The 14,083-nt window shown below is 66.7% G+C and carries 14 protein-coding genes; 9 read left to right on the forward strand and 5 right to left on the reverse strand.

The features are described from left to right. The first annotated feature begins 2 nt into the window (after positions 1-2). Entirely contained in the window at positions 3-734 is a 732-nt protein-coding gene (locus B2W55_RS26965; protein ID WP_024579711.1) for a precorrin-2 C(20)-methyltransferase, read from the forward strand. After that, a complete protein-coding gene (gene cobJ, locus B2W55_RS26970; RefSeq protein ID WP_024579712.1) occupies positions 731-1,465 on the forward strand; it encodes a precorrin-3B C(17)-methyltransferase in 735 nt (244 codons plus the stop codon). The genes B2W55_RS26965 and cobJ overlap by 4 nt, the downstream gene beginning before the upstream one ends. Here cobJ and B2W55_RS26975 read toward each other — a convergent pair. Continuing rightward, the gene (locus tag B2W55_RS26975) at positions 1,441-2,190 is read right to left on the reverse strand and encodes a cobalt-precorrin-6A reductase (RefSeq protein WP_024579713.1); all 750 of its coding nucleotides are present in this window, start codon (positions 2,188-2,190) and stop codon (positions 1,441-1,443) included. The two genes, cobJ and B2W55_RS26975, sit on opposite strands and share 25 nt — an antisense overlap. On the opposite strand from B2W55_RS26975, the gene B2W55_RS26980 reads away from it, so the two are divergent. From B2W55_RS26980 to cobF, 6 genes are read left to right on the forward strand one after another with little or no spacing between them, the layout of a single operon-like run. Next, positions 2,189-3,370, forward strand: coding sequence for a bifunctional cobalt-precorrin-7 (C(5))-methyltransferase/cobalt-precorrin-6B (C(15))-methyltransferase (locus B2W55_RS26980; RefSeq protein ID WP_024579714.1), 1,182 nt, complete (start codon positions 2,189-2,191; stop codon positions 3,368-3,370). The genes B2W55_RS26975 and B2W55_RS26980 overlap by 2 nt on opposite strands. Continuing rightward, entirely contained in the window at positions 3,367-3,735 is a 369-nt protein-coding gene (locus tag B2W55_RS26985; protein WP_024579715.1) for a cobalamin biosynthesis protein, read from the forward strand. The genes B2W55_RS26980 and B2W55_RS26985 overlap by 4 nt, the downstream gene beginning before the upstream one ends. Beyond that, positions 3,732-4,517: a precorrin-4 C(11)-methyltransferase gene (gene cobM / locus B2W55_RS26990; RefSeq protein WP_024579716.1), complete on the forward strand. Its 786-nt coding sequence runs from the start codon at positions 3,732-3,734 to the stop codon at positions 4,515-4,517. Before B2W55_RS26985 ends, cobM begins: the two co-directional genes overlap by 4 nt. Next, entirely contained in the window at positions 4,514-5,824 is a 1,311-nt protein-coding gene (locus B2W55_RS26995; protein ID WP_024579717.1) for a cobyrinate a,c-diamide synthase, read from the forward strand. The genes cobM and B2W55_RS26995 overlap by 4 nt, the downstream gene beginning before the upstream one ends. Then, the gene (gene cobA, locus B2W55_RS27000) at positions 5,821-6,549 is read left to right on the forward strand and encodes a uroporphyrinogen-III C-methyltransferase (protein WP_024579718.1); all 729 of its coding nucleotides are present in this window, start codon (positions 5,821-5,823) and stop codon (positions 6,547-6,549) included. The genes B2W55_RS26995 and cobA overlap by 4 nt, the downstream gene beginning before the upstream one ends. 7 nt (positions 6,550-6,556) lie before the next feature. Beyond that, positions 6,557-7,306 carry a precorrin-6A synthase (deacetylating) gene (gene cobF / locus B2W55_RS27005; protein WP_024579719.1) on the forward strand — a complete coding sequence of 250 codons (750 nt, stop codon included), beginning with the start codon at positions 6,557-6,559 and terminating at the stop codon, positions 7,304-7,306. 25 nt (positions 7,307-7,331) lie between these two features. Here the strand turns inward: cobF and B2W55_RS27010 are convergent, their stop codons facing one another. Both B2W55_RS27010 and B2W55_RS27015 read right to left on the reverse strand, forming a co-directional pair. Continuing rightward, positions 7,332-7,523 (reverse strand): hypothetical protein, encoded by a 192-nt coding sequence (locus B2W55_RS27010; protein ID WP_080891064.1) that lies wholly within the window; start codon positions 7,521-7,523, stop codon positions 7,332-7,334. 502 nt (positions 7,524-8,025) lie between these two features. Continuing rightward, positions 8,026-8,496, reverse strand: a complete 471-nt coding sequence (locus B2W55_RS27015) for a carboxymuconolactone decarboxylase family protein (protein ID WP_343206171.1) — start codon at positions 8,494-8,496, stop codon at positions 8,026-8,028. A gap of 200 nt (positions 8,497-8,696) precedes the next feature. On the opposite strand from B2W55_RS27015, the gene B2W55_RS27020 reads away from it, so the two are divergent. Next, positions 8,697-9,659, forward strand: coding sequence for an AraC family transcriptional regulator (locus B2W55_RS27020; protein WP_024579720.1), 963 nt, complete (start codon positions 8,697-8,699; stop codon positions 9,657-9,659). Positions 9,660-9,669: 10 nt separating this feature from the next. Here the strand turns inward: B2W55_RS27020 and B2W55_RS27025 are convergent, their stop codons facing one another. Both B2W55_RS27025 and B2W55_RS27030 read right to left on the reverse strand, forming a co-directional pair. Beyond that, entirely contained in the window at positions 9,670-10,596 is a 927-nt protein-coding gene (locus B2W55_RS27025) for a response regulator (protein ID WP_024579721.1), read from the reverse strand. Then, positions 10,586-13,951, reverse strand: a complete 3,366-nt coding sequence (locus B2W55_RS27030) for a hybrid sensor histidine kinase/response regulator (RefSeq protein WP_024579722.1) — start codon at positions 13,949-13,951, stop codon at positions 10,586-10,588. The genes B2W55_RS27025 and B2W55_RS27030 overlap by 11 nt, the downstream gene beginning before the upstream one ends. Positions 13,952-14,083: the final 132 nt, after the last annotated feature.

Here is a 14,083-nt window from a genome sequence, read left to right on the forward strand (position 1 = left end):
CGATGGGACGCATCATCTGCTGCGGGCTCGGCCCAGGCGATCCGGACCTCATGAGCGTGCGCGCCGACCGCATCGTGCGTGGCGCGAGACACGTCGCGTATTTTCGCAAGAAGGGGCAGCCGGGCCAGGCCCGCCGCATCGTCGACGGCATGCTCGCGGCCGACGTCGACGAATATCCGATGGAATATCCGGTCACCACGGAGATCGCGTTCGACGATCCGGACTATGCGCGGCTGCTGGCGGATTTCTACGACGAATGGGCCGAGCGGCTGTTGCGGCTCGCGCGCGAGATCGACGTCATCGTGCTGTGCGAAGGCGATCCTTACTTTTACGGCTCGTTCATGCATCTGCACTCGCGCTTGCAGGGGCGCGTCGAGATCGAGGTGATCGCCGGCATTCCCGGCATGGTCGGTTGCTGGAATGCGGTCGGCCAGCCGATCGCGCTTGCCGACGATGTGACCACGGTTCTGATGGGCACGCTGCCGGAGGCGGAACTGGCGCAGCGGATGCATCAGTCCGATGCGTTGGTCGTCATGAAGACCGGCCGCAATCTTCCGAAAATCCGCCGCGCGCTCGTCTCCGCGGGGCGTCTCGACGATGCGTGGCTGGTCGAGCGCGGTACCATGCCGGATCAGCGCGTCATCAGGCTGGCTGATATCGGCGAGGCCGACGGTCCGTATTTCGCGATCGTGCTGGTGCACGGGCAGGGGCGGCGCAGGGAGGCGGGGCAGTGACCGGCACGCTGACCATCGCGGGGCTTGGACCCGGCGACGAGGCGCTGATCACGCCCGAGGTTTCCGCGGCGCTGGCAGTGGCGACCGATATCATTGGCTATGCGCCCTATGTTTCGCGCGTGCCGCCGCGCGCCGGGCTGACGCTGCACCCGTCGGACAATCGCGTGGAAGTGCAGCGCGCCAGTGAAGCGCTGCGGCTTGCGGCCGAAGGACACCATGTTGTCGTGGTGTCCTCTGGTGATCCCGGGGTGTTCGCGATGGCATCCGCGGTGTTCGAGGCGCTGGAGAATGCGCCGCAACGGCATGAGCTGCCGATCCGCGTGCTGCCCGGCGTCACGGCGATGCTGGCGGCGGCGGCCAGCGCCGGCGCGCCGCTCGGCCATGATTTCTGCGCGATCAACCTCTCGGACAATCTCAAGCCGTGGCCGCTGATCGAGACGCGCCTCCGGCTCGCCGCCGAAGCCGACTTCGCGATTGCGATGTACAATCCGCGCTCGGCCAGCCGACCGGACGGTTTCGGTCGCGTGCTCGAGATCCTGCGCGAGGCGGGCTGCGGCGAGCGCATCGTGATTTTCGCACGCGCCGTCTCGACATCAGAGCAGCGGATCGAGACGGTCTTGCTGCAAGATGCGCGGCCCGAGATGGCCGACATGCGGACGCTCGTGATCGTCGGCAATTCGGCGACGCGGCGGGTCGGCCGCTGGGTCTACGCGCCGAGGCAGGTCCGATGACCAAGCCATTCCATCACCTCGCTCACGCTGTCGACCCGCGGCCGGTCGGGCAGCAGCGGCCGCGTGATCATGATGACGGGAAGGCCGAGCCCGCGGGCGGCGTCGAGCTTGGCGCGCGCGCCGGTGCCACCGGAGTTGCGGGCGACGATCCATTCGATATGGCGCGCGCGTATCATCTCGAGCTCGCCCTCGAGCGTGAAGGGGCCGCGCGAGACGATGACATCCGCATCGGGCAAAGGCAGGGTTTCGGCGGGCGGATCGACAAATCGCAGCGTGTAGGCATGTTGCGGCCGGCTGCCGAACGGCGCGACGTGCTGGCGCCCGATCGCGAGAAACACGCGGGCCGGGTTCTCCGGCAAGGCCGCGACCGAGGCTGCGACGTCTGCGACCTCGATCCAGCGGTCGCCGGGAGTCTTGTCCCAGGGTGCGCGTTCGAGCGCGAGCAACGGCGTTGCGGTTTGCGTGCAGGCCGCGATCGCGTTGCGGCTCATCTCGGCTGCGAACGGATGCGTCGCGTCGATCACATGCGTGAAGCGTTCGCGACGCAGGTAATCGGCAAGGCCGCTAACGCCACCGAAGCCGCCGATCCGAGTCGGCAATGGCTGTTCGGCCGGCGCATGGGTGCGTCCGCCATAGGAATAGATCGCGTCGATCCCCGCGCGACTGACCGCCGCGGCGAGCGAATTGGCGTCGGCCGTTCCGCCCAGGATCAGGGCGCGCATCATGGGTAACCCCTGGTTGACCATCATCGGCATCGGCGAAGATGGCCTTGCGGGGCTCTCCGAAGCAAGCCGAAAGGCGCTCGATGCGGCCGAAACTATTTTCGGCGGCGAACGCCATCTCGCGCTGGCCGCCGTCACCGAGCGTGGCCGTGCCTGGCCGGTGCCGTTCGACGCCGATATCGTGCTGAGCTGCCGCGGCCGTCCGACTGTCGTGCTCGCCTCGGGCGATCCGTTCTGGCATGGCGCCGGTGGCAGCCTCGCCGAGCGGTTGCAGCCCGGCGAATGGATCGCGCATTCCGCGCCATCGACGTTCTCGCTGGTGGCGGCGCGCCTGGGCTGGCGGCTCGAGAATACTGTCTGTCTCGGTCTTCATGCCGCGCCCTTCGAGCGGCTGGTGCCGCATCTCGCGCGTGGTGCGCGGATCATCTGTCTGGTGCGCGATGGCAAGGCGGCTGTCGATCTCGCGCGCTGGCTCACGGAGCAGGGCTGGGGCGCGTCAGCGCTGTGGGCGCTGTCAGCCCTTGGTGGACCGCGTGAATCGATCACGCAGCATCACGCCGAGAGCTATGGTGGCAATCCTGACGACAGCCTGGTTGCGGTCGCGCTGGAAGCGAGCGGCGCGCAAGGCATGTCACGTAGCTCCGGGCTTCCCGACACATTGTTTATGCATGACGGGCAGCTGACAAAACGGCCGGTCCGCGCGCTGGCACTGTCGGCGCTTGCGCCGCGGCCTGGCGAGCGGCTGTGGGATGTCGGCGCTGGCTCGGGCTCGATCTCGATCGAATGGGCGCTCTGCGGCGGGACGGCTATCGCCATCGAGGCGCGCGGCGAACGCGCTGCCAATATCCGCGGCAATGCGGCGAGCTTCGGCCTGAACCACCGGATCATCGTGATCGAAGGCGAGGCGCCGGGCATCCTGTCCGAGCTCGAAGCGCCCGATGCCGTGTTCATCGGTGGCGGCCTCGATGCCGATATGTTCGCTGCGATCTGGTCGCGCATCGCGCCGGGCACGCGGTTGGTCGCGCATGTGGTGACCCTGGAAACCGAGGCGCTGCTCTCCGATCTTCAGCAGCGCCATGGCGGCGAACTGATGCGCGTCGAGATCGCCCAGGCCGAGCCGCTGGGCCGCTATCGCTCCTGGAAGGCCGCGCGACCGATCGTGCAATGGAGCGCCATCAGATGAAGGTCGCGGGTCTCGGATTCAGGCGCGATGCCAGTGTCGCATCCTTGCGAGAGGCCCTCCGCGCCGCCGGCGGCGCCGAAGGGCTTGCAGCGCTCGCGACCATGAGCGACAAGGCCGATGCACAGGCGTTGACATCGCTGGCGCAGGAACTCGGGCTGGCGATCCGGAGCATTCCCGCAGAAGCGCTGGCCGAGATCGAAACCGTGACGCATTCTGAATTGATCAGCGCGAGGTTCGGCACTGGCTCCGTCGCCGAAGCCGCGGCGATCGCGGCGGCAGGACGCGGTGCACGGCTGATTGCGGCAAGGGCCGTTTCGCAGGATCGGATGGCGACCGCGGCGATCGCGGAAGGAGACGGTGAATGACGGTGCATTTCATCGGCGCGGGACCGGGCGCTGCCGATCTCCTGACCTTGCGCGGGCGCGATCTCATCGCGTCCTGCCCGGTCTGTCTCTATGCCGGATCGCTGGTGCCTGCCGGCGTGCTGGCGCATTGCCCGCAGGATGCGCGTATCATCAACACCGCGCCGCTGTCGCTTGACGAGATCATCGCCGAGATCGCCGAGGCGCATGCCGAAGGCAAGGACGTCGCGCGGCTGCATTCGGGCGATCTCTCGATCTGGTCGGCGATGGGAGAACAATTGCGCCGATTGCGCGCGTTGCAGATTCCCTATTCGGTCACGCCCGGCGTGCCGGCCTTCTCGGCAGCCGCTGCGGCGCTGGAGGCCGAGCTCACGCTGCCCGGTCTTGCGCAATCGGTGGTGCTGACGCGCACGCCGGGCCGGGCGAGCGCGATGCCGGACGGCGAGACGCTCGCGGCGTTTGCTGCGACCGGCGCGGTGCTCGCGATCCATCTCTCGATCCATCTGCTGGACAAGGTCGTGGCTGAGTTGACGCCGCATTATGGCGCGGACTGTCCGGTGGCGATCGTCTGGCGCGCGAGCTGGCCGGACCAGCGTATCGTCCGCGCCACGCTCGCGACGCTGGATGCCGCGATCGGGCCGGAGCTCGAACGCACCGCGCTGATCCTGGTCGGCAAGACGCTCGGGGCGAACGAGTTCGCCGAAAGCCGCCTCTATGCCGCCGACTATGACCGCCGCTACCGTCCGGTTGGTGAGGCGCCGCGCTTTCCGGGATCATCTCAATGACCGCGGGCCTGGTGATCTCCGCGCCGGCCTCCGGCGTCGGCAAGACGACGCTGACCCTGGCGCTGGCGCGCGCCTGGCGCAATCGCGGGCTCAAGATACAATGTCTCAAGAGCGGACCTGACTACATCGATCCGGCGTTCCATGCGGTCGCCACGGGACGCGCCTCCGTCAATCTCGACAGCTGGGCGATGGCATCGGATGCGATCGCGCATCTGGCGAGCCGCGGCGCGGATGCCGATCTCGTGCTGGCGGAAGGCTCGATGGGCTTGTTCGACGGCGTCGCCGCGCGCGGCGTCTCGGGCACCGGGGCCACCGCCGACATCGCCGAGATGACGGGATGGCCGGTGCTGCTGGTGATCGATCCCTCGGGCCAGGCCCAGACGGCGGCGGCGATCGCTGCCGGGCTGCGCGATTTCCGTGCCGGCGTGCGGCTCGCCGGCGTCGTGCTCAACCGCGTCGCCAGTGCGCGGCACGAAGCCCTGGTGCGCGATGCCATGGCGGGGGCGGGCATTCCGGTGTTGGGCGCGCTGCCCCGTCACGCCGAGATCGCCTTGCCGAAGCGACATCTTGGCCTGGTGCAGGCCGAAGAGCAGGCCGAGATCGACGGCCTGATCGACGAAGCCGCGCGTTTCGTCGTCGCGCATGTCGATCTCGACGCCGTGCTGCGATCAGCCCGGGTCTCGCCGCCGCAACCGGCCGCGCGCCATCTGGACATCACACCGCCCGGCCAGCGCATCGCGCTCGCGCGCGACGCGGCGTTCTCCTTCGTCTACCCGCATATGCTGGAAGCCTGGCGCGCGGCCGGCGCCGAGATCGTGACGTTCTCGCCGCTTGCCGATCAGGGCCCCGATGCGGACGCGGATGTGTGCTGGTTGCCCGGCGGTTATCCCGAACTGCACGCGGGCCGGCTCGCGGCAAACAGGCACTTCCTCGACGGGGTGCGGGCCTTCGCCGGAACGAAGCCGGTGCATGGCGAGTGCGGCGGCTACATGGTGTTGGGCGCCGCGCTCACCGATGCCGACGGCGCGCGCCACGAGATGGCGGGGCTGCTCGGCCTCGAGACGAGCTATGCCAAGCGCCGCATGCATCTCGGCTACCGGATCGCCGAGCTGGCCGGATCGATGCCGGGCTATGGCCCAGGCGCACGCCTGCGCGGCCATGAGTTTCACTACTCCACGATCATCTCGCAGCCCGACACGCCGCTCGCGGTGGTGCGCGATGCGACCGGCGCGATCGTCGCGGAGACCGGATCGCGGCGCGGCCATGCGACCGGCACATTCTTCCATCTGATCGCGGAGGACCGGTGAGCGGCTTCGTCTCCTTCGTCTCGGCCGGGCCCGGCGATCCCGAACTCCTGACCATGAAGGGAGCCGCGCGGCTGCGCGACGCCGACGTGGTGCTGTATGACGACCTTGCCTCGGGCGCGATCCTCGATCTCGCGCGTTCCGGCGCCAATCTCGTCGCAGTCGGCAAGCGCGCCGGCCGGTTGTCGGCGCGACAGCATCATGTCAGCCGGCTGCTGGTCGACTATGCCGCGACCGGCGTGCGGGTGGTGCGGCTGAAGTCCGGCGATGCCGGCATCTTTGGCCGGCTCGAGGAAGAGATCGAGGCGCTGCGTGCCGCCGGCATCGGTTATGAGATCATCCCCGGCGTGACCTCGGCCTCGGTTGCCGCGGCGCAGGCCGGCATTCCGCTGACGCGGCGGCTGACCTCGCGCCGGGTCCAGTTCGTGACCGGCGCCGATGTCACCGGCGAATTGCCCGCGGATTTGAACTGGGCGGCGTTGGCCGATCCGGAGGCGACCACCGTCGTCTATATGGGCCGACGCACGTTTCCGGCATTGGCCGCAAAATTGATCGCGCAGGGTCTCGCTCCCGACACACCCGCATTGTTGGCGGAGTCGCTCGGTCACACAGACGAGCAGCTTGTCCGCACCACGATCGCGGCGCTGGCCGAACGGCTCACGGATGCAACTGCTGCCACCGCGGCGGCCGTCATTCTGTTCGGTGCGCTGGCGCCGGAGCAGGGGTGACGCGGCCATGTTGACGTTCTCGCTGATCGGTATCGGCTGCGGCGATCCGCGACAGCTCACGCTCGCTGCAACAGCCGCGATCAATGCCGCCGATCTGATCCTGATCCCGCGCAAAGGTACCGCGAAGTCCGATCTCGCCGACCTGCGTCGAACGATCTGCGCGCAAGCGCTGAGCAACGATCGCACGCGGATCGCCGAGTTCGATCTGCCGGTGCGTGACGCCGGCGACGAGGATTATCGGAGAGGTGTCGACGATTGGCATGATGCGGTCGCCGCGACCTGGTCGGATGAGATCGCACGCCATCTCGGCGGCGAGGGACGCGTCGCCTTGCTGATCTGGGGCGATCCTTCGCTGTACGATTCGAGCCTGCGGATCGCGCGACGGCTCGATCCGCTGCCCGACATCGAGGTGATCCCGGGCATCACGTCGATCCAGGCGCTGTGCGCGGCGCATGCGCTGCCGCTCAACGAGATCGGCGAACCGTTCCTGGTCACGACAGGCCGGCGATTGCGTGAAGGCGGCTGGCCGTCCGGCGTGGATACCGTGGTCGTGATGCTCGACGGCAGCGCGGCCTTCCAGACGCTGGATCCCGCGGGCCTCAAGATCTGGTGGGGCGCCTATCTCGGCATGCCCGATCAGATCATCATGGCCGGAGATCTCGCGGAGACAGGCCCCCGCATCGTCGCCGCGCGCCGCAATGCGCGTGAGCAGCATGGCTGGATCATGGACAGCTATATCCTGAAGCGGACATCTTGATTGGCACTTGATGTGCCACGGGCGATCAGGTCTTCAAGCCGCGAATGGAAGGTTGGATGGTCAGGCGATAGGCAACGAGCTTGTCGCCATTAAACTGCTCGAGACTTGTCTGACAGACCGGGCAGCGATACTCGCCTGCGCTTCCCGATCCGGATGCCAGTTCGAGGCGTCGGAACCCGGCCCCGCAGCGTGGGCACGTGACGTCGTCCTTCTTCATCAACTCAACCCCAGAACAACACCGGCGCCACTTCTTTAGCGCAGACCACGCGGCGGAACCATGTTCATCGCCGGAGAGCTACGGATCATTCCTGCATGGGAACAAGCGATGCGTCCGCGTCAAGCCGCAATGCCGCGCAACGGGCTGCGCTTTACAGTTGGCCAATTTCAACGCATTCGGCAAATTCGGCAATGGGTTAAGACTTGGCCTTGAAGACTTGTCCGATCGGACGCGCGCGGCAGTGGTGGCTGCCACGTCGCTATGCGTCGGAGTTGCTGCGCCTGCGCAATCTCCCGGCACGCGCAGTCGCCGGCGAACGCGAGGCTCGCCGGCGATCCGTGCCGTCGGCGGACCTATTGCCGCGTCAGGCCCGGATGACATGGTCGTCGAGATCCTCCGTGAGCAGACCGAAGCGGGTGAGCGCGCGGACCAGCGGATTCTGCATCGTGTTGGAACGCGTGGTCATGGTCGTGATCCTTCCGTTCGACTGACGTCGGTCGCGTCACGCGACTGCGGGGAAGTCGATGTCGGTGTCGTTGATGCGGTTGAAGACGTTGGTGAAGACGATGGTCGCGAACGCCAGGCTGATCTCGACCAGCTGCGCGTCGCTGTAGCCGGCGGCCTTGATCGCGGCGAAGTCCTCGTCGCTGACGGTGCCGCTCGACTGCGCGAGCTTGCGAACGAAGTCGATCAGGGTGTCGTACTTGGCGTCACCCGTAGGCGCGCCGGCGCGGACCTGCTTCAGCACGTCAGGCTTCACGCCGGCGAGTCCAGCGAGATGCGAATGCGCGGCGACACAATAGTCGCAACCGCCCGCGGCGCTGATCACGAGCTTGATGATCTCTCGCTCGCGCCTGGACAGGCTGCCGCCGGCGAGCACCGCGTCGGCTGCGAGCATCGCCTTGAGCGCGGCCGGGCCGTGGGCGGCGATCGCCGCATAAGCATTCGGGACACTGCCGACAGCCTTCTTGATCTGGGCGTAGACCTAGCCCGACGGGCCGGTGTCGGTTTCGAGATTGGGGACTGAGAGACGGGACATGGTGGCACTCCGTGTTTGGGGTGGCGAACGATTGCGGAGTGAGAATAGGAGGGCGGCATGAGACATTGAATGTTCATATATCTTGATTATATGCTCAATCGTCTCATGGGAGGCGCCTCGGGGGAGGATCGGCCATGGATTGGCTCAGCCGGCTGTTCGAGATGATGCCGGTCCGCGGGCGGCTCGATATTCGCTGCAGCTACAGCGTGCCCTGGCGTATCGAGCAGGGGCCGGGCGCGACCAACGAGATCCCCTATCATGCGGTGCTCGCCGGCTCGGCGATCCTGGACAATCCCGCAGGCGGTCGGCCGCTGCTGCTGAAGTCCGGCGACATTCTTTTGCTGCCCGGCAATCCGCGACACGTGATGCATGACGGCACCGAGGCGACACCTCTGCCGGCTAGAAACCGGGCGGCGCAGAATTTCACGATCAGCGAAAACCTGGGTTCGGACGAACGGCTCGACCTGCTGTGCGGGCACTTCGCGATCGCACCTCCGCACGACCGTCTGTTGCGCAGCTATCTTCCGCCGCGTCTCGTCGTGCATGCCGGCCCGCGGGTGGAAAAGCGGACGGCCGCACAGCTCGCTGGACTCGTATCCTTGATGCGCAGCGAAACGGCCGACGATCATCTGGGTGGCCGCGCCATGCTGAACGCGCTGTCCACGGCGATGTTCGCGCTTGCGCTGCGGCTTGCGAGCGAGACCGATGACGGCTCGCGTGGGTTGCTGGCGCTGGTCGGTGATCCCCGCCTGGCGCCGGCGGTGACCGCCATGTTCAACGAGCCCGCGCGTGCGTGGTCGCTGCCCGAACTCGCGCGCCTGTGCAACATGTCGCGCGCGACGCTCGCGCGGCAATTCCAGGAGAAGCTTGGCCGATCGGCAAGCGATCTGCTCACCGATATCCGGATGACGCTTGCGGCAAACGAGTTGAGGCGATCATCGCTTTCGACCGGCGCCGTTGCGGAGATCGCCGGCTACCAGTCGGAGGCCGCATTTCAGCGGGCCTTCAAGAGCCACATCGGCGTGACCCCGGCACAATGGCGCAAGGCGCAACCGCCGGACCAAGAGACTGCTGCGCAGGCTGGTCCGAACGGGTAGAGGCGCCAGATCAGGACTTGCGATGCCTTGCATTGACCGCGATCGCGGCGGCGGCAGTGCGGTTCTCGACCCCGAGCTTGGCATAGATCTGCTCGAGATGCTTGTCGACAGTGCGCGGGCTCAGGCCCAGGATCTGCGCGATGTCGCGGTTGGTCTTGCCCTTGGAGAGCCAGGACAGCACCTCGCCTTCGCGGGTGGTGAGGCCAAGCTCGCTGGAGAACTCGGCAGGCATGTCGCCGCTGGTGTCCTTGGCCAGCCGCAGCAGGAATTCGTTGGGGCCAAGCTTGCCCATATATTGCAGCCGAAGTTGCTCGTTGCCGGGAAAGGACGCCACGGTTGCGGTTTTCGATCCCGCCTTGCCCTTCTGTGCGTGGTCGAGCCATTGCGGCATCGGGTCCGGCAACACGAAATTGTCGGCGGCGTCGGCGAGCGTATCCGACAGCAGTTTCTGGGCCTGCGGCGTCGCCCATAGCAGCGCGCCGGCGTTGTTGACCGCGAGCAGATAGCGGCCGGAGACATCGAGCGCGGCGCGCGCGCTCTGCGTCATCCGCGCATTGGCGAGATGGACCCGAATGCGCGCCAGCATTTCCTCGATCACGATCGGCTTGGTGACGTAGTCGACGCCACCGGCTTCGAGCCCACGCACGATGTGCTCGGTTTCGGCGAGGCCCGTCATGAAGATGATCGGGACGCCGTCGAGCCCGGCATCGCGCTTCAGCCGCCGGCAGGTCTCGAAGCCGTCCATGCCCGGCATCACGGCGTCGAGCAGCACGATATCGGGCGTGATCTGGTCGACGATGCGCATCGCGGAGGCGCCGTCGAGGGCGACCATCACGGTCATTCCGGCGCCGTCGAGCGCGTCGGTGAGGAGGCGCAACGTCTCCGGCGAGTCGTCGACGACGAGCGCGACGTCGCGCTTTCTCTGTTCAATGGTCATAGCTGTGCAATATCTTCAACGTCGCCATATATTGATCGAGATCGAACCGGTCGACCAGCGTCCGCATCTGTTCGACGAAGTCCGCGTGCTCGGGACACTCGTTGCCGATCTCGTCGAGCTTGAGCTGGATCGCCCTGACATAGCCGAGCTGGCCGAGGCTGATCAGCTCTTCGACATATTTGACCGGCGGGCGCGTGCCGCTATCGGGCTTCCATTGCGGGGCAGGCGCCTGCTCGGCCTCATACTCCCACTCGATCTTGAGCAACTGGCGGATGGTCTCCAGCAGTCGCGGGATGTCGATCGGCTTCATCAAATAGCCGTCGTGGAACGGTTGAGCCAGCGGCGCGCCGTGCGCCTCCAGCGCGCTCGCCGAGATCATCAGGATGCGGGCCTGGTGATGGCCTTCGGAGCGCAAGGTCTCGGCGACCGTCCAGCCGTCCATCCCGGCCATCGAGATATCGAGCAGGAACATGTCCGGCCGGCAATGCTGGGCGAGGGCGAGGCAGCCCGGCCCGTCCGGCGCGCTGAGCAGGATGAAGCCGAGCGGCGCCAGGATCTCGCGCAGGAGGTCGCGCTGGGTCGGGTCGTCGTCGGTGATCAGGATCGTCTTGCGCGGGCCGTGATAGCCATAGACGGGAGCATCGACCGGCGCATCGCGGCGCGGGTTGGTGACCTCGGACAGCAGCAGCTTGACCTTGAAGGTGCTGCCGGTGCCGACCGTGCTCAACACCTTGATGTCGCCGCCCATCACGCCGGCGAGCAGGCGGCTGATGGTCAGGCCGAGCCCGGTGCCGGTCTGTGGCTGGGTGACGCCGAGTGCGCCGCGCTCGAACGGCGCGAAGATCCGCTCGAGGTCGTCGGGCTGGATGCCCGGCCCGGTGTCGATCACCTCGAACTCGGCGACCGGGCTGCGGTAATGCACGACGAATTGCACCTTGCCGGACTGGGTGAACTTGATCGCGTTCGAGAGCAGGTTGATCAGGATCTGCCGCAGCCGCTTCTCGTCGGCATAGACCACGACGGGCAGCACGGCCGGCCGCCTGAACACGAAGTCGATGCCTTTTGCCGCCGCTTGCAGGCGGAACATGCCGACCAACTGTTCGAGGAAATCGTTCAGCCGCACCTCGTCACGCGACAGATAGAGCCGGCCGGCTTCGATCTTGGAGATGTCGAGAATGCCGTCGATCAGACCCGACAGATGGTCGGCGCTGCGGCGGACCACGCGCACCTGCTCACGCGGCCGCACTTGGAGACTGTCGTCCTGCTCCAGCAGCTGGGCATAGCCGGAGATCGCGTTCAGCGGCGAGCGAAGCTCGTGGCTGAGGCCGACGACATAGCGGCTCTTGGCGAGGTTGGCTGATTCAGCGACCTCCTTGGCGCGCTGCAATTCGGCGTCGGTGCGCTTGTGGGCATCGATTTCCTGGATCAGCAGCGTGGTCTGTCGCCGGGTTTCCGCTTCCGCGGCGCGTCGGCTCTGTTGCGCCAGCACGAACAGCCAGGCGACCACGCCGATGATCAGCGTCAGCGCAAAGAACACCTTCCACAGCACGTCGGCCAACAGCTCGTTGGCATGCGCCGCCGTGGTTTGCAGGTAGATCAGGCCGAGCACCAGCGCCACGAGGCCGGCGGAGACCGCGAACACGCCGAGGTAATGTCCGAGCTGCGAGTTGAGGCGGGCGTAGATCGGCTGCGGCATCACCTTGCCCAGCGCGTCCGACACCTGGGCGCCGATCCGCCCATGCGGCTTGCAGAGATCGTGGCAGCGTGCGTCGAGCGAGCAGCACAACGAGCAGATCGGGCCGGCATAGGCCGGGCAGGCGGCCATATCCTCGGGCTCGAACGCATGCTCGCAGATACAGCACTGGATCGATTCAATGTTCTGCCAGCTCCGTTTCGGCTTGCGCGCGATGTAGTACTTGCCATCGGTCGCCCAGGCAATCAGGGGAGCCGTGACGAAGGCGACCGCGAGCGCGACGAAGGCGGACAGCGCCTTGGCGGTCGGGCCGAACAGGCCGTAGAACGCGCTGATCGAGACCACCGTCGCGATCGTCATCGCGCCGACGCCGACCGGATTGATGTCGCAGAGATGGGCGCGCTTGAACTCGATGTGCTGCGGCCGCAGGCCGAGCGGCTTGTTGATGACGAGATCGGCGACCAGCGCGCCGACCCAGGCGATCGCGACGTTCGAGTACAGCGCCAGCGTCTGCTCCAGCGCCTTGTAGACGCCGATCTCCATCAGCAGCAGCGCGACCACGACGTTGAACACCAGCCACACCACGCGGCCGGGATGCGAGTGGGTGAGGCGGGAGAAGAAGTTCGACCAGGCGATCGAGCCGGCATAGGCGTTGGTGACGTTGATCTTGACCTGCGACAGGATCACGAACGTTCCGGTCAGCGCCATCGCGAGATCCGGCTGTGACAGCACGTAGCGGAAGGCTTCGAGATACATGTTGGCGGGCTCGGCGGCGTGCTCGGCCGAGACGCCGTGGCTGAGCGCGAAGAAGGCCAGGAACGAGCCGGCCAGCAGCTTCAGCGCACCGAGCACGATCCAGCCGGGACCGGCGCCGAGCAGTGCGATCCACCAGGCCTTGCGCGAGGTGCGGCGGTCGCGCGGCAGGAAGCGCAGGAAGTCGACCTGCTCGCCGATCTGCGCCACCAGCGCGAACACGACGGAGGCCGCGGTGCCGAACAGCAGCAGATCGAGATGGCCGGAGGGATCGCCGTGGTCGCCGGCGAATTTGCGCCACTCGGTGAAGGAATGCGGATTGGCCCAGGCGATCGCCGCGAACGGCATGATGTGGAGGATGATCCACAGCGGCTGGGTCCAGAGCTGGAACCGGCTGATCAGCGTGATGCCGTAGATGACCAGCGGGATGATCACCACCGCGCTGATCAGATAGCCGATCGGCCGCGGAATGCCGAAGCACATGTCGAGTGCGCTGGCCAGGATCACCGCCTCGATCGCGAAGAAGATGAAGGTGAAGGAGGCGTAGATCAACGAGGTGATGGTCGAGCCGATATAGCCGAAGCCGGCGCCGCGGGTCAGCAGGTCGATGTCGATGCCGCTCTTCGCGGCGTGGTAGGCGATCGGCAGCCCGCACAGGAAGATGATGACGCTGACCACCAGGATCGCCGCGGAGGCATTCATCGCGCCATAGTTCAGCGTGATGGTGCCGCCGATCGCCTCCAGCGCCAGGAAAGAGATCGCGCCAAGCGCGGTGTTGGCGACGCGGGCGGCGGACCAGCGCCGCGCGCTCTTGGCCGTGAAGCGCAGCGCGTAGTCTTCCAGCGTCTGGTTGGCGACCCATTGATTGTATTGGCGCCTGACGCGGTCTATCCGCTGCCGCCCTGCCACTCGCTCAAACTCCTGGTCCACGATGCGCTGATCGCGGGCAAATCCCGTACCAAAAACCTACGTCGCTATTTTGCGGTGCAGTATACGCGATCTCACGTATCAGTGCGCTGCACAAAAGTAAGCAATCCTCGC

Origin of the sequence: Bradyrhizobium sp. UBA2491 (assembly GCF_002341725.1) — a bacterium.
Lineage (GTDB): Bacteria > Pseudomonadota > Alphaproteobacteria > Rhizobiales > Xanthobacteraceae > Bradyrhizobium.